Origin of the sequence: Streptococcus jiangnanensis, assembly GCF_040888325.1 — a bacterium.
Lineage (GTDB): Bacteria > Bacillota > Bacilli > Lactobacillales > Streptococcaceae > Streptococcus > Streptococcus jiangnanensis.
The window spans coordinates 447,185-469,500 of record NZ_JBFNFF010000001.1 but is presented as its reverse complement, the minus strand read 5'-3'; the positions used below and the strand labels follow the sequence as shown (position 1 = coordinate 469,500).

The 22,316-nt window shown below is 42.9% G+C and carries 20 protein-coding genes and 1 pseudogene; 4 read left to right on the top strand and 17 right to left on the bottom strand.

The genetic code is table 11. The annotated features are described in order from the left end of the window. Positions 1–38: 38 nt before the first annotated feature. The 3 genes from tpx (at position 39) to AB2B49_RS02110 (ending at position 1,788) form a co-directional block, all read left to right on the top strand. Positions 39–533, top strand: a complete 495-nt coding sequence (tpx, locus tag AB2B49_RS02120) for a thiol peroxidase (RefSeq protein ID WP_061417416.1) — start codon at positions 39–41, stop codon at positions 531–533. An 83-nt stretch (positions 534–616) separates the two neighbouring features. After that, on the top strand, positions 617–1,267 hold the full coding sequence (locus AB2B49_RS02115) for a metal-dependent transcriptional regulator (protein WP_084943832.1): 651 nt from the start codon (positions 617–619) through the stop codon (positions 1,265–1,267). 107 nt (positions 1,268–1,374) lie between these two features. After that, the gene (locus AB2B49_RS02110; protein WP_254733811.1) at positions 1,375–1,788 is read left to right on the top strand and encodes a hypothetical protein; all 414 of its coding nucleotides are present in this window, start codon (positions 1,375–1,377) and stop codon (positions 1,786–1,788) included. 31 nt (positions 1,789–1,819) lie between these two features. Here the strand turns inward: AB2B49_RS02110 and dtd are convergent, their stop codons facing one another. The 10 genes from dtd to pnp form a co-directional block, all read right to left on the bottom strand. Beyond that, the gene (dtd, locus tag AB2B49_RS02105) at positions 1,820–2,263 is read right to left on the bottom strand and encodes a D-aminoacyl-tRNA deacylase (RefSeq protein ID WP_254733810.1); all 444 of its coding nucleotides are present in this window, start codon (positions 2,261–2,263) and stop codon (positions 1,820–1,822) included. A 29-nt stretch (positions 2,264–2,292) separates the two neighbouring features. Beyond that, entirely contained in the window at positions 2,293–4,509 is a 2,217-nt protein-coding gene (locus AB2B49_RS02100; protein WP_001123779.1) for a RelA/SpoT family protein, read from the bottom strand. Positions 4,510–4,647: 138 nt separating this feature from the next. Then, positions 4,648–5,778 (bottom strand): ABC transporter ATP-binding protein, encoded by a 1,131-nt coding sequence (locus AB2B49_RS02095; RefSeq protein WP_033630271.1) that lies wholly within the window; start codon positions 5,776–5,778, stop codon positions 4,648–4,650. A gap of 114 nt (positions 5,779–5,892) precedes the next feature. After that, positions 5,893–6,762: a helix-turn-helix domain-containing protein gene (locus tag AB2B49_RS02090; RefSeq protein WP_254733809.1), complete on the bottom strand. Its 870-nt coding sequence runs from the start codon at positions 6,760–6,762 to the stop codon at positions 5,893–5,895. A 3-nt stretch (positions 6,763–6,765) separates the two neighbouring features. Next, the gene (locus tag AB2B49_RS02085) at positions 6,766–7,152 is read right to left on the bottom strand and encodes a Mini-ribonuclease 3 (protein ID WP_061454305.1); all 387 of its coding nucleotides are present in this window, start codon (positions 7,150–7,152) and stop codon (positions 6,766–6,768) included. Further along, positions 7,145–8,488 carry a cysteine--tRNA ligase gene (gene cysS, locus AB2B49_RS02080; RefSeq protein WP_254733808.1) on the bottom strand — a complete coding sequence of 448 codons (1,344 nt, stop codon included), beginning with the start codon at positions 8,486–8,488 and terminating at the stop codon, positions 7,145–7,147. Before cysS ends, AB2B49_RS02085 begins: the two co-directional genes overlap by 8 nt. A 17-nt stretch (positions 8,489–8,505) precedes the next feature. Then, positions 8,506–9,027 carry a dihydrofolate reductase family protein gene (locus tag AB2B49_RS02075; RefSeq protein WP_000301974.1) on the bottom strand — a complete coding sequence of 174 codons (522 nt, stop codon included), beginning with the start codon at positions 9,025–9,027 and terminating at the stop codon, positions 8,506–8,508. 22 nt (positions 9,028–9,049) lie between these two features. Then, on the bottom strand, positions 9,050–9,916 hold the full coding sequence (locus tag AB2B49_RS02070; protein ID WP_320691881.1) for a GNAT family N-acetyltransferase: 867 nt from the start codon (positions 9,914–9,916) through the stop codon (positions 9,050–9,052). 11 nt (positions 9,917–9,927) lie between these two features. Beyond that, positions 9,928–10,545 carry a serine O-acetyltransferase gene (gene cysE, locus AB2B49_RS02065; protein ID WP_125391082.1) on the bottom strand — a complete coding sequence of 206 codons (618 nt, stop codon included), beginning with the start codon at positions 10,543–10,545 and terminating at the stop codon, positions 9,928–9,930. A gap of 15 nt (positions 10,546–10,560) precedes the next feature. Further along, positions 10,561–12,774 carry a polyribonucleotide nucleotidyltransferase gene (pnp, locus tag AB2B49_RS02060; protein WP_320691880.1) on the bottom strand — a complete coding sequence of 738 codons (2,214 nt, stop codon included), beginning with the start codon at positions 12,772–12,774 and terminating at the stop codon, positions 10,561–10,563. Positions 12,775–12,841: 67 nt separating this feature from the next. Here pnp and AB2B49_RS09215 point away from each other — a divergent pair. Beyond that, positions 12,842–12,931: pseudogene (locus tag AB2B49_RS09215) on the top strand (5-methyltetrahydropteroyltriglutamate--homocysteine methyltransferase); the annotation flags it as partial. A 529-nt stretch (positions 12,932–13,460) separates the two neighbouring features. Here AB2B49_RS09215 and metF read toward each other — a convergent pair. The 7 genes from metF to AB2B49_RS02025 all read right to left on the bottom strand — a co-directional run bounded on the left by metF (position 13,461) and on the right by AB2B49_RS02025 (position 22,223). Further along, the gene (metF, locus tag AB2B49_RS02055) at positions 13,461–14,327 is read right to left on the bottom strand and encodes a methylenetetrahydrofolate reductase [NAD(P)H] (protein WP_025168823.1); all 867 of its coding nucleotides are present in this window, start codon (positions 14,325–14,327) and stop codon (positions 13,461–13,463) included. Between the two features lie 60 nt (positions 14,328–14,387). After that, complete coding sequence (gene metE, locus AB2B49_RS02050) at positions 14,388–16,637, bottom strand: 5-methyltetrahydropteroyltriglutamate--homocysteine S-methyltransferase (protein WP_049504736.1); 2,250 nt, start codon at positions 16,635–16,637, stop codon at positions 14,388–14,390. A gap of 353 nt (positions 16,638–16,990) precedes the next feature. After that, entirely contained in the window at positions 16,991–17,284 is a 294-nt protein-coding gene (locus AB2B49_RS02045; protein WP_049504738.1) for a helix-turn-helix domain-containing protein, read from the bottom strand. Positions 17,285–17,471: 187 nt separating this feature from the next. After that, entirely contained in the window at positions 17,472–17,837 is a 366-nt protein-coding gene (locus tag AB2B49_RS02040; protein ID WP_049504740.1) for a TIGR02328 family protein, read from the bottom strand. Next, positions 17,821–18,225, bottom strand: coding sequence for a YbgA family protein (locus AB2B49_RS02035; RefSeq protein ID WP_049504742.1), 405 nt, complete (start codon positions 18,223–18,225; stop codon positions 17,821–17,823). Before AB2B49_RS02035 ends, AB2B49_RS02040 begins: the two co-directional genes overlap by 17 nt. Positions 18,226–18,383: 158 nt before the next feature. Further along, positions 18,384–19,538, bottom strand: a complete 1,155-nt coding sequence (locus AB2B49_RS02030; RefSeq protein WP_049504744.1) for an AbiH family protein — start codon at positions 19,536–19,538, stop codon at positions 18,384–18,386. Positions 19,539–19,589: 51 nt separating this feature from the next. Beyond that, positions 19,590–22,223, bottom strand: coding sequence for a DEAD/DEAH box helicase family protein (locus AB2B49_RS02025; RefSeq protein ID WP_206285520.1), 2,634 nt, complete (start codon positions 22,221–22,223; stop codon positions 19,590–19,592). Between the last annotated feature and the right edge of the window lie 93 nt (positions 22,224–22,316).

The window sequence follows — 22,316 nt, the reverse complement described above, 5'->3', positions numbered from 1 at the left end:
TTCTCGGTAAAATAAAAGAAAAAAGAATGGAGTAGTTTATGACCACTTTTCTCGGAAATCCTGTAACCTTTACAGGTAAACAATTGCAAGTCGGAGACAAGGCACTTGACTTTTCTCTTACGACAACCGATCTCTCTAAAAAAAGTCTTGCCGACTTTGAAGGAAAGAAAAAAGTCTTGAGTGTTGTCCCATCTATCGATACCGGTATCTGCTCAACGCAAACACGTCGCTTCAACCAAGAACTAGCCAACCTTGACAATACTGTCGTTCTTACTGTTTCTATGGACCTACCATTTGCCCAAGGACGCTGGTGCGGGGCTGAAGGCCTTGACAATGCCATCATGCTATCAGACTACTTCGACCATTCTTTCGGACGCGATTATGCCCTCTTGATCAACGAATGGCATCTCCTTGCACGTGCCGTCTTTGTTCTCGATACTGACAATGTCATCCGTTATGTAGAATACGTTGACAATATCAACACGGAGCCAGACTTTGAAGCTGCTATTGCTGCAGTTAAAGAACTAGACTAAAATCACAAGCATTATGACAGAAAGCTAGAGAAATCTAGCTTTTTTTGGTATACTAGATGGAGAGAATGAACAAGAGGAAACGAATGACTCCAAATAAAGAAGATTATTTAAAATGTATTTATGAAATCGGTACGGACATGCAAAAAATCACCAACAAAGAGATTGCTGCCCGTATGCAGGTCTCTCCGCCTGCTGTAACAGAGATGATCAAACGCATGAAAAGTGAAAATCTCATCCTCAAGGATAAGGAGAACGGCTATCTATTGACAGATGTTGGCCTCAAACTGGTTTCTGAGCTCTATCGTAAACACCGTTTGATTGAAGTCTTTCTAGTTCACCATCTAGACTATACTAGCGATCAGATCCATGAGGAAGCTGAGGTCCTAGAGCACACTGTATCTGACCTCTTCGTAGAGAGACTGGATAAACTACTGGGCTTCCCTAAAACCTGCCCCCACGGAGGAACCATCCCAGCCAAGGGAGAGCTCTTGGTCGAAATCAACAACCTGCCTTTAGTAGATACCAAAGAAGCCGGTACCTATCTCGTGACTCGGGTTCATGATAGCTTTGACCTGCTCAAATACTTAGATAAGCATGAGATTCATATCGGTGACCAAGTCAAAGTCAAACAGTTTGATAATTTTTCCAATACCTTTACACTGGTCAACAAAGGTGAAGACCTCCAAGTTAGCATCGATATCGCAAAACAACTCTATGTCGAAAAAATCAACTAAGCCCTTATTCCTGAAAGAAGTTCCTTTCAGGGATTTTTTATTATTTTGCTTGTAAGTCCTATTTATTTAGTGTAGAATGAAGCTAGATAAAAGAGGGGGGTCATCTTATGAAAAAGCTCTTTAGAATCCATTTTGCAGCCATTGTACTCTGCGATTTGCTACTGTTGGTAACTTTCAGACCCCGATACGAACTTTCTTTGGAGAGAGGTCTGATTTTTTGCTTCATTTTCATCCTTACTCAGGGACTACTGCTGTCTCGCTTAGTCTTCCGACTCAAAAAACAGTTCTCTGAGATTTATCCTCAGATGAACAAAAAAATTCGCCTCTACTACTTAGGGATTCTCTCCGTTGACCTTCTATTATTTGTCTTTTTAGCCATCACTGACCCTCAATATTTCTACTCTCTTACTCCAGTCTTTACTTCCTGTCATTCTACTTTATACTATATAACGGCTAGCCACCTAAGAGAAAACTATCCCGACTTTTACAACAAACACATCGCCTTCTGGGAGTGTCTATAAACAAAAACCAAGCCAACTGGGCTTGGTTTTCTTATCTATTTTTAGTATCAAGAATGATGGTAACTGGTCCATCATTTACCAGCTCCACCTGCATATCCGCTCCAAAGATGCCTGTCTGAACGGGCACTTCTTGCGCTAGCTTTTGGTTGAAAGCCTCATAGAAGGCAGCTGCCATATCCGGATTGGCTGCACCTGTAAAGGCTGGACGATTGCCTTTCTTAGTGTCCGCAAAGAGGGTAAACTGAGAAATAGAAAGGATTTCTCCCCTAATATCCTTGACAGACAGATTCATCTTGCCTTCTGCATCTGAAAAAATCCGCATGTTGACCAGTTTTCTCACAGCATAATCCAGATCTTCCTCTTGGTCCTCTGGGCCTACACCGACCAGCAATAAGAGTCCCTGATTGATCTTTCCATGAACCTGACCTTCGATACTGACTTGAGCTTTTTTAACCCGTTGGATAATGATTTTCATAATAGCCTTTCTGGTAACTGAAGAGAGAATTAGCCGTTGGTCCGTTTGACAGAGTAGACCTCTGGCACACTCTTAATCTTGTCCACGACTGTGGTCAGTGTAGAGAGGTTGGAAATACCAAAGGAGACATGGATATTAGCAAATTTCATATCCTTGGTTGGTTGAGCATTAACGGTTGAGATATTCTTAGTTGTGTTGGAGAGAACTTGCAGAACATCATTTAAGAGCCCTGTACGGTTGAGACCATAGATATCGATGTGGGCGGTGTATTCCTTGCTTGAGAATTGATCTTCCCACTCCACATCAAGGAGACGTTGCTCATAGTTTTCTTGGGCACGGAGATTCATACAGTCCACACGGTGAATAGCTACACCGCGTCCCTTAGTAATGTAGCCGACAATGTCGTCACCCGGAACTGGATTACAACACTTAGCAATCCGTACTAGGAGACCTGAGGCTCCTTCAATGACCACACCTCCCTCATGCTTAACCTTGAGGGTTTCTTTATTTTCGACCTTAACCTCGCCACCTTTGACAAGCTCTTCTGCTTCCGCCTTGGCCTTAGCGCGTTCTTCCTCACGGCGTTCCTTTTCGGTCAAACGGTTAAAGACGGTAATAGCGCCAATTTCTCCAAAACCAATGGCTGCATAGAGAGCTTCCTCTGTCTTGTAGCTGGTCTTTTGAAGGACCTCGTCCATATGACGCTTGTCCATGAATTTATTGGCTACATAGCCGTTTTCTTGGAACTGGGCCATCAACATTTCACGGCCCTTGTTAACGGATAATTCCTTGTCTTGATTTTTAAAGAACTGACGAATCTTGTTGCGCGCCTTGCTGGTCTTGACCATGTTGAGCCAGTCACGACTCGGACCAAAGGAGTTGGGGTTGGTGATAATTTCAACCTGATCCCCTGTCTTAAGCTTGGTTGTCAGCGGAACCATACGGCCATTGACCTTGGCACCAGTCGCTTTTTCACCGACTTTGGTATGGATTTCATAGGCAAAGTCAATCGGTCCTGAATCTTTTGGAAGGGAGCGAACCGCACCATCAGGAGTAAAGACGTAAATCTCCTCCGCCAGATAGTTTTCCTTAACAGAGTCCACAAATTCCTTGGCATCATCAGCCTGGTCTTGGAGCTCCATCATCTCCTTGATCCAGTTCATCCCGATAGCTGATTCCTTGCTGTTGACCTGCCCTTTAATGCCTTTCTTATAAGCCCAGTGAGCCGCAACCCCATACTCAGCCACTTCGTGCATTTCCTTGGTCCGAATCTGGAATTCAATCGGCCCTTTTGGCCCATAAACAGTTGTATGGATAGACTGGTAACCATTGGCCTTACGATTAGCGATATAGTCTTTGAAGCGGCCTGGCATAGGTTTCCAAAGTTCATGTACATAACCCAGCATAGCATAGACATCACTCTGGGTATCTAAGATACAGCGAATGGCAATCAGATCATAAATTTCCTCAAAGCGTTTCTTCTTATCCTGCATCTTGCGGTAGATCGAATAGATATGCTTAGGACGACCATAGATTTTCCCTTTGAGATTGCGTTCGGTAGCATAGTCCTCCAACTTGGTTACGACTTCGTCGACCAGAGCCTCACGTTCTCTGCGTTTTTCCTTCATCATGTGGGTGATCTTGTAAAACTCAGTTGGATTGAGGTAACGGAAAGATAGATCTTCCAACTCCCACTTGACACTGGAAATCCCTAGACGATGAGCAAGTGGTGCGTAAATTTCCATGGTTTCTCTGGAGATCCGTTCTTGCTTGTCCTTTCGCAGATGTTTGAGAGTCCGCATATTGTGCAAACGGTCCGATAATTTAACCAAGATAACACGGATATCCTCTGACATGGCCATAAGCATCTTGCGGTGATTTTCAGCTAATTGTTCCTCGAGTGATTTGTACTCAACCTTACCAAGCTTGGTCACACCATCAACGATAATCCGAACATCATGACCGAACTCTCTCTCCAGATCATCCAGTGTCGCATCTGTGTCTTCAACAACGTCATGCAAAAAACCGCAGGCAACGGTTACGGCATCCAGCTTGAGCTTAGCCAGGATTCCTGCTACCTGAATGGGATGGATAATATAGGGCTCACCTGATTTCCGAAACTGCCCACTATGACAATCAACTGCGTAAATCAATGCTTTTTGTACAAAAGCAACGTCTTCCTTTGTTAAATATTCTCTCGTTAAAGCGACTACCTGATCGCCTGTCAAATTCACTTCTTTCGGCATCTATACTCTCCAATTCTTCCTACCATTTTATCACTTTTTTAAGGATATGAAAACTAGAAAAGCCTGTTTTTATGCCAATACCAATCATTAAAAAAACACTGCCAGATTTCTCTAGTAGTGTTTTGACATTTCATTTGCTTAGTAGACAGTTTTTTCAGTTTCTACGTCGAAGAAGTGTGCTTTGTTCAAGTCAAATCCAAGTTCAACTGTTGCACCTGTTTGCAAGTAGTCACGAGCATCCACTTTGGCAACAAATTCGTCTTTACCAACTTGGCAGTAAAGGTGAGATTCTGAACCAAGCAATTCTGATACAGAGATAGAAGCTTTGACAACTGATTCTGGGAATGTTTCAAGGAAAGCAGGTTCTGCATTCACATCTTCTGGACGGATACCGAAGATCAATTCTTTTCCTTCGTAACCTTTGTCACGAAGAACTTTCAAAGCACCTTCTGGTACTTTCAAGCGGAAACCGTCAGAAACAATTTCACCACCAACCAATTTCACATTGATGAAGTTCATAGCTGGGCTTCCGATAAATCCTGCAACGAACTTGTTAACTGGATTTTTGTAAACTTCTTGAGGAGTTCCGATTTGTTCTACACGTCCGATAGTACCTGTACCAGCAGGGTTCTTAGTTGCTGACATGATAACGATACGGTCCGCAAGAGTCATCGCTTCTGTTTGGTCGTGGGTTACGTAGATAGTTGTAGCACCGATACGACGGTGAATCTTCGCAATTTCAGCACGCATAGATACACGAAGTTTGGCATCCAAGTTTGACAAAGGCTCGTCCATCAAGAACACTTTTGCATCACGGACAATCGCACGACCCATGGCAACACGTTGACGTTGACCACCTGAAAGGTCAGCTGGTTTACGATCCAAGAATTCTTTCAAACCAAGGATTGCTGCTGCTTCTTGAACACGTTTGTCGATATCTTCTTTGCTGTATTTACGCAATTTCAAACCGAAAGCCATGTTGTCATATACAGTCATGTGTGGGTAAAGAGCGTAGTTTTGGAATACCATGGCAATGTCACGGTCTTTTGGAGCTACGTCGTTGACAACCACACCATCTATAGATGCAGTACCTTCAGTAATGTCTTCAAGACCAGCGATCATACGAAGTGTTGTTGACTTACCACATCCTGAAGGACCTACGAAAACGATAAATTCCTTGTCTTTGATGTCCAAGTTGAAATCTTCAACTGAGTAGTGTTCGCTGTTTGGATATTTTTTGTAAATGTTTTTAAGATTTAATTCTACCATGGAAGGTGAACTCCTTTTATTTTTTGATAGTTTTATTATAGATGAAAACGCTTTACTTTTCTATGGCAAGGTGACCAAAAAAATAAAAAAGTTCTGTGCAACTTGCACAAAACTTTAAAGAATATCTGGTAAAATCAACTGATAACACAAGGTCAAGTCGGTCAATTCCTTCAACTGTAGCCCTGTCAATTCTTCCCATTTGTCAATCTTGTATTGGAGAGAATTGCGGTGCAGATAGAGTTGCTGGGCCGTTTTAGTTAGGACAGCACTGTTTTCCCAGAGAGAAAGGATAATTTCCTGAATCTGATCCTGATCCAAAATCATCTGATGCAGGCATTCTTTAATGACTCTCAGTTCCACAAGTCTTTCCCCCATACTCCATAGATAGAGCTGTGAAAAGGTGTGTACACCTTGGTGACCTTGGCGCCACCAAGCTTTAAACAAATCCCGCTCCGCTTTGATCAAGTCTGATAGGGCTTGAGGGCCTGTCTGAGACCAAACCTGGCCTAACATGATAGACAGACGAAGGCCAAAGTCATACTCAACCGCTTCAATCATATCAGATAAGATTGAGCGAACAGAGCTGTACTTATCTTGTTGAAGCACAAATACATAATCCTGAGCCCCGACCTGTAGCACTGTTTGGCAGTTGGGAAAAAGAGTACGCATCATGTCTAGCCAAGAGGATAGATTTTCCTGTTGGAAATAGGAAAGATGGCAATAAACCAGTTGTATCTTTTTAAAAGTTTGAGGCGCCTGCCCCTTCCCCTCAATCAGATAGGGATACCAAGGATTGAGCGAACGAGCCTGCTCTTGCTGGGTCAAAAGGGCAACCAGCTGCTTTTCACGCTCGCTGAGCCCAGCTTCCTCCAGTAAAATCCACTGCTGAGAAGCTAAAGGGAGAGTAAGATAGCCTGGTTTCTCTACTGGCTGATCTGAAATCTGAGCTTCAGGGAACCAGTCTTGTAATTCCTTTGCAATCATATTCTAGCCCTCCACTTTTTGGATGCACCAAGAAATTAGGGTCTCTAGACGCTCCACATTTTCAGTCAGATGGAGATAGCCCATCACTGCTTCAAAACCTGTAGACATGCGGTAGGTCACCACATCAGCATTTTTAGCCTTTGTGTGGCTATTGGTATTGCGGCCACGTTTGTAGATTTCTTCTTCTTTTTCCGTCAGGACTTGCTCCTCCAACATGAGGGAAATCAGGCGAGCCTGAGCCTTGGCTGAGACATACTTGGTCGCCTCTTGGTGAAGTTTATTGGGCTTGGTCATGCCTTTGAGGATGAGATGGCGGCGGATATACATGGAATAAACAGCATCTCCCTCAAAAGCCAACGCAATCCCGTTAATGAGATTGACATCAATCACGTGTCCACCTCACTCCATCCTTGGTATCAAGTAGCTTAATCCCTTGAGCAGCTAGTTGGTCACGGATTTGGTCTGCTGTCGCAAAGTCACGATTGGCACGCGCTTCTTGGCGCTTTTGGATCAAGGCTTCAATGTCTGCATCCAAAACTTCCTCAACAAAGACAATCCCAAAGACCTCTAACATAGCCGCAAGAGCTTCTTTAACACTTGCATCATAGTTGCTAGAGTTGATCCATTTGGCCATTTCAAAGACAACTGTGATACCGTTGGCAGAGTTGAAATCCTCATCCATAGCGGCAACAAACTTATCTTTAAAAGCCTGCAACTCTTGAGCATCTACAGTTCCAGAAAAAGGTTGTTCGTAAGTGTTCTTCAGATACTTGAGATTGGTCTCGGCGTCTCGCACTGCTTTTTCTGTAAAGTTGATCGGCTTACGGTAATGCTGAGTCGCAAAGAAGAAACGCAACACTTGCCCATCAAGAGTTTTAAGGGCATCGTGTACGGTTATAAAGTTGCCCAAGGACTTAGACATCTTGACGTTGTCGATATTGACAAAGCCATTATGCATCCAGTAGTTAGCAAAAGTCTTACCTGTTTTTGCTTCTGATTGGGCAATTTCGTTGGTATGGTGAGGGAACTCCAAATCAGCTCCACCACCGTGGATATCAATGGTATCTCCCAAAATCTCTGTCGACATGACTGAACATTCAATATGCCAACCCGGACGACCATGTCCCCAAGGACTGTCCCAAGAAATCTCGCCTGGTTTTGCAGCTTTCCAAAGGGCAAAGTCTACAGGATTTTCCTTGCGAGCCGTTTCTTCATCGGTACGACCTGAAGCACCCAGCTCCAAATCTTCCAAGGTTTTATTGGCCAATTTAGCATAGTTGTGAGATTTTTCCACGCGGAAGTAAACATCTCCTTGACTCTCGTAAGCATAACCTTTTTCAATCAAGTCAGCGACAAAACGAATTATGTCCGCCATAAACTCTACTACACGCGGATGGCGAGTCGCAGGTTTCACGCCTAAGGCCGTCACGTCTTCACGAAAGGCAGCGATGTACTTGTCCGCAACCTCTTGAGGCGTGATGGCTTCTTCCTTGGCACGGTGGATAATCCTATCATCTACATCGGTAAAATTGGAAATATAGTTGACTTCAAATCCCCGATACTCAAAATAACGGCGAATGGTATCAAAAGCTATTGTTGAGCGGGCATTGCCCACGTGGATATAGTTGTAGACCGTTGGCCCACAGACATACATCTTAACCTTGCCATCCTCAATAGGTACAAATTCTCGCAAATCACGAGACATGGTGTCGTAAATTTTAATCATGCGGTCCACTCCCTTCTCTATTTCTGACTTTTTCGGCTGAAAACCAGCTCTGCAAAAGGGCCAAATTGTCTGAGGCTATCCAGTTGGTAAAAGCGCTGCCCTTCCTCTTGGGTAAAGAGGGGAACCCCCTTTCCTAGGATAAGGGGCGCTATCTGAATAATGAGGTGGTCGAAAAGATCCGCATCCAAGAGCGGTCCTACCAAGGAATTACCACCAATCACAAAGACATTTTTACCTTTGTCAATCTGGTGAACAAAGTCCACCACATCCCCAGCTACTGGCTGGTAATTGCTGACAGGCAGGTGCCTATCATGCGTAAAGACATAGTTTTCCGTAGCTTGATAAAAACTTTCTACATCTTGCAAATCTTGGATTTCCTCAAAGGTCCGCTTGCCCATGATGGTGATATCCATTTGCCTGTAAAAGTCATCATAGCCTGTATCCTCTACAGAACCAAGCTGATGCAGCCAGTCTATCCTGTGCTGGCTGTCTGCCAAGTAGCCATCCATGGTGATACAGCCGTAAAAATATACTGCCATTCTTGTAGTTACCTTTCTAGTCCTACACTTTTGCATTCAGATAAACCACCTGGGTCTGTTTGACAAAGCCGATTTTTTCATACAAGCGCTTGGCACCTACGTTGCTATCTTCCACTGCAATCTGAAATTCCTTATCATTTTGCTCAATTAGTTGGTTGACAAGGGATTTTGCTAAATAGCTTCCATAGCCTTTTCCACGTTCAGGTTCCGATATTGCTAAACCGTAGAAATAATTCGTATTAGTCGATAAATCTACCGTGCAAGTCCCAATAACCTGACCGTCTTTTAATAAAATATATAGGTGGCTTTCTGGATCTTTCAGAGCTTCGGCGACATATCTATCCACAACTTCTCTCGATTCATGTTCCTCTGAAAATGCCTGTAATTTTAACTGGCTAATTTGCTCCCGATACGAACTATCTGCTAACAAAACTTCAAGATTAGAAACATTTGCTAACGGATAAGGTCTTCTATCCTTACCTAACCAGGTTTCTGTCTCTTCATCCTCGACCAATCCCCAGTTGCTGACAAAATTAGGATGACGCTCTAGAAAAATACGTTCTGTCTGAAAAGTAACTGAACGAATAGGGAAAGAAGCCGTTTCTTTCTCAAAACTCGTAAACAAAGCACGCGCAATTCCCTGACGGCGATGATTTGGAAGAACCAGTATCGTCACTTCCACATCTCGGTCATCAGCATAGACAGTTAATAGACCAACAAGTTCGCCTTTTTCATAATAAAGGAAAAAGGCGGGCATGTTTGGGTCAAAATTAAGCATGTTAGAAAGATAGGGATCACGATAAGTTCCATCATAGGCTTGGCAACAGTTAATTAGTTTTTTCGCTTCAAATAACTCTTCTTGGCTCAACTTATTTCTTGCTTGAATCATATAGGTATCCTCTACAACCCCGACGATCTGTGACTGGCTTCTCTAGCCTGCTCTAGTTTATTGACGTAGTACTCGCGTTTTTCTTCGACTTCGTGGATTGTTGGTTCATCCTTCTGTCCATGAACTCGGACGATCTTGGCCGGAATACCGACAACTGTCACATCACTAGGTACGTCTGCCACGACTACTGCAGCAGCACCGACTTTGGCATTTTCACCGATTTCCACTGGTCCGATGACTTGGGCATGGGCTGATATGAGAGCTCCTTTACGCACAGTCGGATGGCGTTTGCCAACATCCTTACCAGTCCCACCAAGAGTCACTCCGTGATAGAGAAGAACGCCTTTTTCAACAATCGCCGTCTCTCCAATCACCAAGCCAGAACCATGGTCGATAAAGACACCTGATTCTATCTGAGCACCCGGATGAATCTCAATCTGAGTCCAAAAGCGCCAAAACTGACTATGCAGCCGAGCCAGGAGTTTGAAGCCGTGCTTCCAGAGAAAATGCGAGAAACGGTGGGCAGCTAAGGCCTTGACACCTGGATAAGTCAGCAAAACTTCCAAGCTGTTGCGTGCCGCTGGATCATTTTCTTTTACAATATCAATGGTTTCGCGCCACCATCCCATACATTTCTCCTTTTCTTATTCTGAATCTTTTGGTGTTTCTGTAAATTCTTTCTTAGGTTTGTGGTCCTTGTGATGACGTGGACGGTGAGGTCGCTCAGACTTTTCGCCTTTTTCATCATGCTCAGGTTTTGGCGGACGAGGAAGAAGAACTTTCATAGAGGCATCGATACGGCCTTTTTCATCAATCTTGATAACCTTAACATCGACTTCATCACCAATAGCTACCAAGTCCTCGACACGGTTGGTACGAGTCCAAGCCATTTCAGAAATGTGCACAAGTGCATCTGTCTTATCAAAGAGGTTGACAAAGGCACCAAATTTCTCGATACGAACAACCTTAGCATGGTAAACTTCATCCACTTTAGCTTCACGGACCAAGCCAGCGATGATTTCTTTGGTTCGGTTAATGGCATCTTGGTCGCTAGAGTAGATGGACACATTACCTTCTTCGTCGATATCAATCTTAACGCCTGTTTCAGCGATAATCTTGTCAATCGTTTCTCCACCTTTACCGATGACAACCTTAATCTTGTCCACATCAATCTTGATGGTGTCAATTTTTGGAGCAGTTGGAGCCAATTCTGGACGAACTTCTGGAATGGTTGCTTCAATCACATCAAGGATTTCAAAACGTGCTTTCTTGGCTTGAGCAAGGGCCTCAGTCAAGATTTCTGCAGTAATCCCTTGGATCTTGATATCCATTTGAAGAGCTGTAATCCCCTCACGAGTACCTGCTACCTTAAAGTCCATATCTCCAAAGTGGTCTTCCAATCCTTGGATATCAGTCAATACTGTGTAGTTATTACCATCTGAGATGAGACCCATGGCAATACCAGCTACTGGCGCCTTGATTGGCACACCACCAGCCATAAGGGCGAGCGTTCCCGCACAGATAGAGGCTTGAGAAGATGAACCGTTTGATTCTAACACTTCAGCTACCAAGCGAATCGCGTATGGAAATTCTTCCAAACTAGGCAAGACTTGAGCAAGGGCACGCTCACCAAGAGCACCGTGACCGATTTCACGACGACCAGGCGCACCATAACGACCTGTTTCCCCTACAGAGTATTGAGGGAAGTTATAGTGGTGCATAAAGCGTTTCTTGTACTCTGGATCCAAACCATCGATGATTTGAGTTTCTCCCATCGGAGCCAAGGTCAAGACTGAAAGGGCTTGAGTTTGGCCACGAGTAAAGAGACCTGAACCGTGCACACGAGGAAGAAAGTCAACAACCGCATCTAAAGGACGGATTTCATCAACCTTACGACCGTCAGGACGTACCTTATCTTCTGTAATCAAACGGCGTACTTCAGCGTGTTCCATTTGTTCCAAGATTTCAGCCACATCACGCATAATACGGTCAAATTCTTCGTGGTCTGCATATTTTTCTTGGTAAACTGCAGTCACTTGGTCTTTAACTGCTTGAGTTGCAGCTTCACGAGCCAGTTTTTCTTCTACTTGAACCGCTTTTTGGAGGTTACTGTTGTAAGCTGCGATGATTTCAGCTTGCAAGTCAGCATCTACATGAAGCAATTCTACTTCTGCTTTTTCTTTACCTACTGCTGCTACGATTTCTTCTTGGAAGGCAATCAATTCTTTGACTGCTTCGTGACCTTTCAGAAGGGCTTCCAACATGATTTCTTCTGACAATTCTTTGGCACCAGACTCTACCATGTTGATAGCGTGCTTGGTACCAGCTACTGTCAATTCAAGAAGAGATTGCTCTGCCTGTTCTTGAGTAGGGTTGATGATGATTTGGCCATCTACATAACCCACTTGTACTCCAGCGATTGGTCCGTCAAACGGAATATCTGAGATAGAAAGTGCCAAGGATGAACCAAACATTGCTGCCATTGGTGCAGAAGCATTTTCATCGTAAGAAAGAACTGTGTTGATGACTTGGACTTCATTACGGAAACCTTCCGCAAACATAGGACGGATTGGACGGTCAATCAAACGTGCTGTCAAAGTTGCATCTGTCGAAGGACGCCCTTCACGTTTCATAAAGCCACCAGGAAACTTCCCAGCCGCATACATTTTTTCTTCGTAGTTAACTTGAAGTGGGAAGAAATCCCCAGTTGCCATCTTCTTAGACATAACGGCCGCAGTCAAGACAGTTGACTCACCGTAACGGACGACAACAGAGCCATTTGCTTGCTTAGCAACCTGACCAGTCTCTACGATTAATTCACGACCCGCAAAAGTCGTTTGAAACACTTGTTTTGTCATTTTAATCCCCTTTGGATTGATGAAATTATACGCCTTGCCTACAAAGATCAAGATACTAAGCCGTTAAGCAACTCAAAGGAAAATAGGAAATCGAACGACGGAGCGACTGCTCCTAGGTAGATTTATCTTTTTCCACAGAGTTGTAGGCGTGTTCAATTAATCAAGATATTTTGGACGGTTCGGTTTGCCGAACATTTCTATAGAAAAATAGGAAGGTGACGCCACACTCGATGAGTGCTAGGAAGCTTATCTTTTTTCCTAAGAAATGAGACCAAAATTCAATTAAGAATTTTTTTGATATTTCACTGACACAGTGCGAACGGGAGGTAAAATTATCCAGTGGATGATTTTAGAAATCCAGTGGAATTTCATCCCTAATTTTTAAGCCTGAAGTCTCAAAAATTCCGTCCTAGAAAATAACAGAGTTATTCTCTAGGATACCACTATAGTGTGAAATATCTTTTAACACTCACTTCGTTCGTATTTATTATAGAAGCAATTATCAGATTTCGATTAAAAATTAATCAACTATTAAAAAATCCTTAATACCCTAAATACCCTAAATACCCTCATCTTTGTATCAAGTACGTACAGAGTCTATTTTATCATATTTTTCTTAAAAAGTGCGGGCTTTTCTATTAAAAAGGAACCACTCCCCTCAACTGAGAAGAATGGTTTGCTTTTTATTATCCTAAAGACTGATGATTAAACAAGGCATGGGTTGCTTGGTGGATGTATTTGGCTGTTTCAGCATTGTTCATGGTGTAGAGATGCACACCTGCGACATCCTGAGTGACTAAGTCCACGATCTGATCCACGGCATAGGCAAGTCCTGCTGCTCTGAGCGACTCAGGGTCATGCTCATACTTGTCTAAGATAGCCTTAAATTTACGTGGAAGGTGGATATTCTCACAAGTCTTCAAGAGACGAAGCGCTTGGTTACGGTTAAGAATTGGCATAATTCCCGCATGAATGGGAACATCAATCCCTGCCAAGGTACACTTATCTTGGAAATCATAGAAACGCTCATTGTCAAAGAAAAGCTGCGTTACAAGGCTTGAACAGCCTGCATCCACTTTCTTCTTGAGATTTTGAATATCCGAGATTTGGTTTGGCGAGTCAGGATGGCCCTCTGGGTAGCAAGCGCCAACAATATCAAAGTGAGGAGCTTGTTCCTTGATGAACTCGATCAAATCTGTTGCGTAGCGGAAATCCTTTTGTGGCTCCACATCAGGGATAATATCTCCACGCAGGGCCAAGATTTTCTGTACCCCAACCTTGTCCAAGTCTGCAATGGTTTCAGCAACCTTTTCCTTGGTCAGATAGATAGCTGGTAAGTGGGCAATGGTTGGAATCGCCAAATCATTCTGGATAAAGTCAGCCAAACGAACCGTCGTTTCCTTGATATTAAATTTATTATTGCTGGCGGTCACACTGATAAAGTGCGGTGTCAGCTCCCGCATATCCTGCAAGGCTGAAATAATTTTATCATTACCCACAGCTGGGTTTGGAGGGAACACTTCAAATGAAAGTGACGGTGTTTGGCGTGACATATATATTAACCTTTTCTAGTTGATTTCTTACTGATCAACCGTGTAGGGAGAAATGGGTTCTTACAATTTCTCACGCGCAGCTTTTGCTGCTTCGACAAGGCGGATCAAGCTTTCTTTTGTTTCTGGAATACCACGTGTTTTCAAACCACAGTCAGGGTTGATCCAAACTTTCTTGCTTGGTACTTTGGCAAGAATAGCATCAATTGTGTGGTCGATTTCGCCTTCATTTGGCACACGAGGAGAGTGGATATCGTAAACCCCAGGTCCCACTTCTGTTTGGAAGTTTTTTGCTTTGAGTTCGTCCAAGATTTCAAGATTTGAACGGCTTGCTTCAAAGGAAATAACGTCCGCATCCATGTTGTCGATGGCTGGGATGATATCTGTAAATTCTGAGTAACACATGTGAGTGTGGATTTGAGTATCTGGCGCTACTGTAGAGTGTACCAAGCGGAAGGCTGGAATAGCCCAGTCAAGGTAGTCTTCGTACCAGTCGCTACGACGGAGTGGCAATTTCTCACGAAGAGCAGCCTCGTCGATTTGGATGATTTTCACACCAGCAGCTTCAAGGTCAAGAACTTCATCCTTGATAGCAAGGGCGATTTGAAGAGTTGAGTCCTTGATAGAGATGTCTTCACGTGGGAATGACCAGTTGAGGATGGTAACCGGTCCAGTCAACATACCTTTGACAGGTTTGTCTGTACGGCTTTGAGCATAGCTAGACCATTTGACAGTGATTGGGTTAAGACGAGTGACGTCACCCCAGATGATTGGCGGTTTCACCCCACGCATACCGTAAGATTGTACCCAACCATTCTTAGAGAAGAGGTAACCTGACAAGTTTTGACCGAAGTACTCAACCATGTCGTTACGCTCGAACTCACCGTGTACAAGCACGTCAAATCCAACTTCTTCTTGCCATTTGATCCATTCGTCGATAGTTTCAGCAAGGAAGGCGTCGTACTCTTCTTGTGACAATTCACCCTTACGGAAGGCCAAACGTTTGGCACGAACTTCCTTAGTTTGAGGGAATGAACCGATGGTTGTTGTTGGAAGTGCTGGAAGTTTGAAAGCTTCTTCTTGGATAGCTTCACGTTCAGCAAAAGCTGGCAAACGAGTGTAGTCTGCGTCAGTCAATCCAGCGATACGCGCACGAAGTTCCGCATTTGCTCCGACACGTTCAGTCGCAAAGAGTTCTTTGTTAGCTGCAAGTGCTTCTGCACCTTGACCATTGCGGATAGCATCCAAATCACGAAGTTCTTCCAATTTTTCAACTGCAAAGGCAAAGTGGTTCAGGATTGCTGGTTCAAATTCTTCATTAGCAGTTGTAAATGGCACATGAAGAAGTGAGCATGAACTTGTCAAGACAATGTTTTCAGCTGGGATTTGCTCAAGAACAGCCAAGCTCTTTTCGTAGTTGTTGCGCCAGATGTTTTTACCATTGACGATACCAGCATAGAGAGTCTTGTCAGCTGGGAAACCACTTTTAACGAGTTCAAGAGTTTTCTTACCTTCAACGAAGTCCAAACCGATGGCATCTACTGGCAAGTTCACAAGATCAGAGTAGACGTCACGAACGTCACCGAAGTATGTTTGAAGCAAGACTTCAAGACCTTTCTTGTCAGCCAAGAGTTTGTTGTAGATGTTCAAGAAGAGGGCTTTTTCTTCTTCTGTCAAGTCTTTGACAAGAGCCGCTTCGTCGAGTTGGATACGAGCCGCACCAAGTTCAGCCAATTTTGCAAAAACATCTTGGTAAGCAGCTACTAAGCTATCTACGAAGTCTTCTGCTTTCACACCTTCTTCAAAGTCTGATAATTGAAGGAAAGTGAATGGACCTACAAGGACAGGACGAGTATTGAGACCAAGTTCTTTGGCTTCTTGGAACTCATCAAAGATCTTGTGACCAGCCAATTTAACTTGAGTGTCTTTTTCAAATTTAGGAACGATGTAGTGGTAGTTGGTGTTGAACCATTTCTTCATCGGAAGGGCACGAACGTCCCCTTTTTCTCCTTGGTAACCACGTCCCAAAGCAAAGTAGCGCTCAAGGTCAGACAAGTCCAAGTTTTGAACGGATGCAGGTACCACGTTGAAAAGGAAAGCTGCATCTAGGAAGTTGTCATAGTGAGAAAAGTCATTTGATGGGATTTCAGTGATGCCTTTTTCTTTGACAATGTTCCAGTGTTTCGCACGCAATTCTTTTGCTGCTGCCAAGAGTTCTTCTTCTGAGATTTCTTTTCTAAAGTATTTTTCAGTTGTAAATTTCAATTCGCGGAATTCACCCAAACGAGGGAAACCGATGATCGTAGTTGACATGATGTGTCCTCCAAAATTTGTTGTTGAAACTATCTTAACAGAAAAGAAAGGGTCTGTATAATTGTAAATAATTAGGCTTTGATATAGTTTGAAACTATATCGCTTTTTCGAACAAAAGAAAAAGACTTGAGACCAGTGTCTCAAATCCTTTGTATAGCTTGTTTTGTGGCTGTATTTTAGTTGGAAAGCTCAAACGAGCCATTGATGATTCTCATCAGTGACTATGGCTTGGTATTAGAAAAGACTATAGGTTAGTTATCCTTTGGTAATTTTGATATTTCCCTTAAAAAGTGCGGACGGGAGGTGAAATTCCCCTGTGGATGCTTTTAGAAATCCAAGGAATTTCATCCCTATCAACCTTTTTCCTGTTCAAGTGGAACGACTGCTAGTGTCTTTCCTAAACTGGCTAAAACTTTTAAGACTGTATCCAACTGAGGACTAGTCTTGCCTGTCTCCATCCTAGCTATGACGGGCTGGCTCACTCCACTAAGTTCTTCTAGCTTTTTCTGGCTGATTCCTTGTTCATGCCTGGCCTCAATCAACTCACTCATGATAGCCACTCGCATATCACTTTCAAGAATTTCCTCCTTGGTAAAGAGTTCAGATCGGATATCTTTCCAATTACTTCCAATGGCACTATTCTTCATCACTTAACCTTCTTTCTTTTATGTCCTTCAGTTCACGCTTGGCTTTTTCAACGATTATAACTCAAAAGTTATTAAAAGTAAATCCTAATACCAATAAAAAGAAGACCTTAGAATCATTCTAAAGGTCTCATTTTTATTATTCGAAAAAAATACGAGAAGAGTTATAATGTGGAGCTAAGCCTGACTCTTACTCCAGCTCAATGCCTTTCTCTCGGAGATTAGCCAGACACTCCTCATAGTATTCTGCATCATGCTCACTATAGATGGGATTGTCCAACTTTTCCTCAGGCAAGTCTTGATAAGGAGGGCAGGTTTTGCCACGGTAGTTCTTGTCCAGCCACTCTGGACTGACATTGTAGCCACGGCCATCCATCTCCTCCATGATCAAGCGATGATAGGCATAGAGACGATAAGGCGAGTGGGTAAAGACATAGTCAACCGTCGCATGCTTTCTGCCCCAGCCATTGCCACGAAGGGCGCAACACTCTCGATGTTGCCCCAAGAGCTGCGGACGGGGAAGTTGTGAAATCAAAGCCTCATGCCAAAGTCTCATGGGAGTCTCCTTTCAGTAAAGTCGAATGTTGCAAGTAGGTATTTGGATAGCGATCAAGCAAGTCTCGAGTCTTAGCAATCAAGTCTTCCTTAGAAGCCTGACCAAAGCGGTAGCGATCAAGCAGGAGCATATAGTCTTTGCGCTCAGCATCTGTCGCTTGCTTTTTGAAATAGCCCCAAATATGCTGAAAGGCATTGCAAACCTGACCCCTGTGTTCTGGGATTTGACAAGCTCGGTCAATCATCTCTTGAACCAGACTCAGCTCCACTTGTTCATTCTTCAAGTATTGACGAATCTCATTGTAAATATTGCTGGAATGGCTCAAAACGAGGTATTTGTTTCTAGCCCAGAGTTGTTGGCACTGGGATTTTTGGTTAGTTTGTTCCATCTTTCTCATTGCTATCTATCCGTTTCCAGGAAATATGGAAACAAAGTTGTATCTAAACCTCTTTCAAAAAATGTATTACTACTCCTATTTTATCATATTTCAAGAAAAACCACTCGACCTGACTAGAGCGAGTGAGCTATAAACTATTCTTAACTTTATTAAGGTAGTAGAACTTCTTTCATACCATCCTTATCATCACTCTTTATAAATACAATATTCTTTTTCCCTGTTAACTCTATCATTTTTTCCTTACCAAGAATGATTGCAAGATTCTTAATAATCGATCGTTTTGCTGGCTCATCAACATAAGTGAAAATAAATCGATATTTAAACATTCTACTCTGTTCTAATACAATCTCTACTAACTTAAAGCATTTTTGGAATATTTCTTTATCCAAGGGATCTACGGAGTGTCCATAAATAATGATATTTTTGGGTATCGATTTTGATACTCCCTCATTTGAATACTTGTAGCTTGGTTTGAAAAATTCTTCAAATGTATTTCCAGTCTCTTTAACAACTCTTTGGTAATACTTCTGATAGGGAATCAAATCACCGTTGACATCATTTTCTTTATCCTCAATTCCAAAGACCATAGTATTGATGCGACTGAAAGTTCTATCTAAATCAATTCGACCATGTATAAAATGAGTTCTTTCTTCAACAGTTCCAAATAAATAACTTGACGTATTGGTATAATTAAAGTTTAAAACATAAGAACTTAATAAATGAGGTACTGCATCCAAAGCTGTTGGCTTGGATTTAATGTTTCTAACTTCAAAATCAAGAAAGTCTATATAAGATAAATATATTTCTAACAATTCAATCAATAGATCAAGTTGATTGATAAATTCATTATTCAACTTTTCCAGTGCGACTTCTCTTTCTAAAGAACTCCAGCTTTTTTCATAAAATAGTGAAGAAAACATATTTGCAATATATAATTTTGACCTATAATTTTTTTCTTGTAACAATTTCTCTTCCAATAACCAAATTCGTCCTGTAGTAGCAACTTTGAATATTAAATCATTATTTTCTTTAAAATACATTATTGCATCTGCAAGTTGAGAAATCATAGTTTCAAGATTTGACCAATTATCCCCAAGTGTATCTTTATTCTCATTAATAAATTTCAAATATAAATTATCTCTGTATTTCTCAATACTAATATTTTTAGATTTTAGGAACTTCAGTAACTCCTCATTTGGATTAGAGAATAATTGTTTTTCAAAGTCAATAAAATCTGTATACTTTGTTTTTCGATCCATAGCAATATCAAAGCCATTACCTAAAATTAAAATTGTATCTGCCATATTTTCTCCCTTTGCTTTTTTATTTTGTAGAGAGGTAATATTTTACCTCCCCTACTCCAACCGGCTTTTAACCTTCTTCTTAGTCAAGGTACGGTCATTTTTATTGGAGAGAGCTTTGATACGAGCTTCGAGAAGGATTTTCCGCCCGGCCTCTGTTCGTGTATAGACGAGGTGATAACGTCCGATAGTTGGTCTCAGAAAGTCGAGGAATTTCTGTGCTTCTTCCTTGCGCTTGTCAAAAAGACTAGGCACGACATAGTAAAGTGACTGACCTTGTCGGACTTTCTCTGCCTTCAAGAGATAGCGCTGATTGTCCACTGGAGCAAAGAACTCTCCCACAGTCTGCGCAAACAGCTCCTTGTCCCTCATGCTTCCTCCCTTGAGATAGGCGAAAACCATATAATTTTCCTTGTCCTCCTCTACATGAACACGGGATTGATCGTCCGTTAGATGCTCTGAATCTAGCAGAGCCTTTCGGATCTGCTCACCCAGAGATTGCAAACGTTTATAGGGACTTTTATAACGGAGGTAGCGCCAAGATGCAAAGACCAAAAAGAGGAGACAGGCTGCTGTAAGCCACCAAACACCAATCAGTCTCAGTCTAAATAGCAAGACCAACAAATCTACTGCCAACAAGAGCAATGACATGCGAACCCATTTTAATGCATCAAGCAAGAGCATAACTGGGATTTTCTGTTTTTGGGTTGCGACTTCTGTAACTATCTCGAACTGATCCGCTACGACAAGAGCTTCCTGCCATTTTAGTCTCAAGCCTGCTCGATCCTTGGAGAGACTCTTAACTCGCTCATTGTACTCACTAATTTGCTTTTTCTTAAAAGGGGGCTTTGGAAAATCCAAACGATCCAAACCGGTCTCAATACTCTCCTGATTATAAGCCAATCCAAGAAAATGCTCCATCCGTCGCGACAAGGTCTGCAGATCCTGATTGCTCTCTGGTCTAGGCTCCTCACCAGGAAGAGTGATAAGTGCTTGCGCTTGAACGGCTACCAGATGCCAGATGTTGCTGGTCTTTTCTGGATGCCCCGGCCAGATACGAATGGCACGCCCGCGCATCTGGTTACTCAGCATAAAGCTCCCCACAAAGCTTCCGAGGATTAGGGAATTAACACAAGGAGCATCCCAACCCTCTCCGAGGAGAGATTTGGTTCCGACTAGGACTTGAATCTGTCCTCGTTGAAAAAGGTCCGTCACTGCCGCTACGATTCCCTTAGCTGAGCTCGGAAAACCTACCTGCACATAATCTTTTGGATCTAAGTGACCAATAGATGAGAAACTAAGAGGAACCTGAGGCAAGAGCTCCTTCAACTCTGCTGCTACATCGGTAGGCAAAATAACGACACTACCTGACAAGACAGCCAAAGACACAGGTATCTCTTGCTCCTGAGCTTTTCGACGAATGCTTTCAAAATAAGGGAGAACCCCCAACTGAGAAATGGTTGCCTGATTATCTCCCAGATAAGTAGCAAAATCCTTGCGAATATAGTCAGCTAGTACTAACTGTCTCAGTTCCTGACCTAGACTCTCATACTCCGTCAAAAAGATATCGGCAATGGCAGACAACTTCCCCAGAGATTGGGTTAAAAGCTGGTCAGAAGCCTTGGACTTAACCAGATAAACCTGACGTTTTTCCACCAACCCACGCGCCTTCAAGTCAGCCTCTAACTTTTTCCTATATCCATCTGGATCCTCATACCAATCTGGTGTCTGATAGAGTATGCTCTGCAACAGCGTCTCCAGCCAGTAGGAGGTCAATGCTGGAAGCTTCTGGGTTCGCAGTAAATTTTGTAAAGAGGAAGGAATCGTTAAACCCTGAGAATGCATATAAATCAACATAGCAGACAAGTACTTGGGATCTTCTAAGAGCAAATCAGATGAAATATCCCCTTTGAGGACCTTAGACCCTGCTACAAATGTTTGAAAATCAGGATCAACTATAAGGTGGTGAATATAGTCCCACTTAGTCTCCTCAAACCGTTTGAGACGTTCCGCCTCTTCAGCTGTTGGTGAACACATATAGACAAAATCCTGATGAGGGCAAAGAGTGTCTTCCTTGACTAGTTCAGGTACCGTGATTTCTTGATCAATCTCCCCACACATACGGATATAGCGTTCCCAGAGTTCTGGCTCGCTGTCATAAGGTGGTGTGGCTGTCAGGGAGATGAGTTTCAGCGGTCCATACTGCTTGCGAAAGGCTTCCAGACTTTTCCACCATTCATTGCGCAGGTGGTGGCATTCGTCCAAACAAAGAGTCGCAACTTTCTGAGCTCTTAGGCTTGCAAGCAAATCAAACCCCACAAAATCCTCTGCTTCTCCATCTTCTTGTGATTGAAGTTGGTTCATGGCACTATGAAAAGCCTGATAGGTCACAATTGTTAATGCCTTCATCTCCTTTAAGTTTTGGGAAACGAGGTCTGAAAGCCTCTGACCATCCTCTAGAAAAGCAGTTTGGATCCTATCTACCCATTGTTCGCGAATGGTGACAGTCGGAACTAAGATGAGGGCTGGGTTGCCAAAACGAGCGATTAGCTCGATACCAATGGTTGTCTTTCCAGACCCTGGAGCGGCCACTAGATGAACATGACCGTCTGCTTGATAGTCCTGAAAACAATCCAAGACCTGTTTTTGATATTGGCGCCAGCTTCCTTTAAAGTTTAAACCTAACATGATACCCCTCATTCTATACCGTCATTTTCTTATTCTCATTTTACCACACTTATTTCTCCAGTCAGATAATCCAGATAGTTTTTCTCCATAAAA

What these genes read in the sequence shown, in the direction of transcription:
- tpx (WP_061417416.1), top strand. Translation starts at nt 39, where the DNA reads ATGACCACTTTTCTCGGAAATCCTGTAACCTTTACAGGTAAACAATTG.
- AB2B49_RS02115 (WP_084943832.1), top strand. Translation starts at nt 617, where the DNA reads ATGACTCCAAATAAAGAAGATTATTTAAAATGTATTTATGAAATCGGT.
- AB2B49_RS02110 (WP_254733811.1), top strand. Translation starts at nt 1,375, where the DNA reads ATGAAAAAGCTCTTTAGAATCCATTTTGCAGCCATTGTACTCTGCGAT.
- dtd (WP_254733810.1), bottom strand. Translation starts at nt 2,263, where the DNA reads ATGAAAATCATTATCCAACGGGTTAAAAAAGCTCAAGTCAGTATCGAA.
- AB2B49_RS02100 (WP_001123779.1), bottom strand. Translation starts at nt 4,509, where the DNA reads ATGCCGAAAGAAGTGAATTTGACAGGCGATCAGGTAGTCGCTTTAACG.
- AB2B49_RS02095 (WP_033630271.1), bottom strand. Translation starts at nt 5,778, where the DNA reads ATGGTAGAATTAAATCTTAAAAACATTTACAAAAAATATCCAAACAGC.
- AB2B49_RS02090 (WP_254733809.1), bottom strand. Translation starts at nt 6,762, where the DNA reads ATGATTGCAAAGGAATTACAAGACTGGTTCCCTGAAGCTCAGATTTCA.
- cysS (WP_254733808.1), bottom strand. Translation starts at nt 8,488, where the DNA reads ATGATTAAAATTTACGACACCATGTCTCGTGATTTGCGAGAATTTGTA.
- AB2B49_RS02075 (WP_000301974.1), bottom strand. Translation starts at nt 9,027, where the DNA reads ATGGCAGTATATTTTTACGGCTGTATCACCATGGATGGCTACTTGGCA.
- AB2B49_RS02070 (WP_320691881.1), bottom strand. Translation starts at nt 9,916, where the DNA reads ATGATTCAAGCAAGAAATAAGTTGAGCCAAGAAGAGTTATTTGAAGCG.
- cysE (WP_125391082.1), bottom strand. Translation starts at nt 10,545, where the DNA reads ATGGGATGGTGGCGCGAAACCATTGATATTGTAAAAGAAAATGATCCA.
- pnp (WP_320691880.1), bottom strand. Translation starts at nt 12,774, where the DNA reads ATGACAAAACAAGTGTTTCAAACGACTTTTGCGGGTCGTGAATTAATC.
- metF (WP_025168823.1), bottom strand. Translation starts at nt 14,327, where the DNA reads ATGTCACGCCAAACACCGTCACTTTCATTTGAAGTGTTCCCTCCAAAC.
- metE (WP_049504736.1), bottom strand. Translation starts at nt 16,637, where the DNA reads ATGTCAACTACGATCATCGGTTTCCCTCGTTTGGGTGAATTCCGCGAA.
- AB2B49_RS02045 (WP_049504738.1), bottom strand. Translation starts at nt 17,284, where the DNA reads ATGAAGAATAGTGCCATTGGAAGTAATTGGAAAGATATCCGATCTGAA.
- AB2B49_RS02040 (WP_049504740.1), bottom strand. Translation starts at nt 17,837, where the DNA reads ATGAGACTTTGGCATGAGGCTTTGATTTCACAACTTCCCCGTCCGCAG.
- AB2B49_RS02035 (WP_049504742.1), bottom strand. Translation starts at nt 18,225, where the DNA reads ATGGAACAAACTAACCAAAAATCCCAGTGCCAACAACTCTGGGCTAGA.
- AB2B49_RS02030 (WP_049504744.1), bottom strand. Translation starts at nt 19,538, where the DNA reads ATGGCAGATACAATTTTAATTTTAGGTAATGGCTTTGATATTGCTATG.
- AB2B49_RS02025 (WP_206285520.1), bottom strand. Translation starts at nt 22,223, where the DNA reads ATGTTAGGTTTAAACTTTAAAGGAAGCTGGCGCCAATATCAAAAACAG.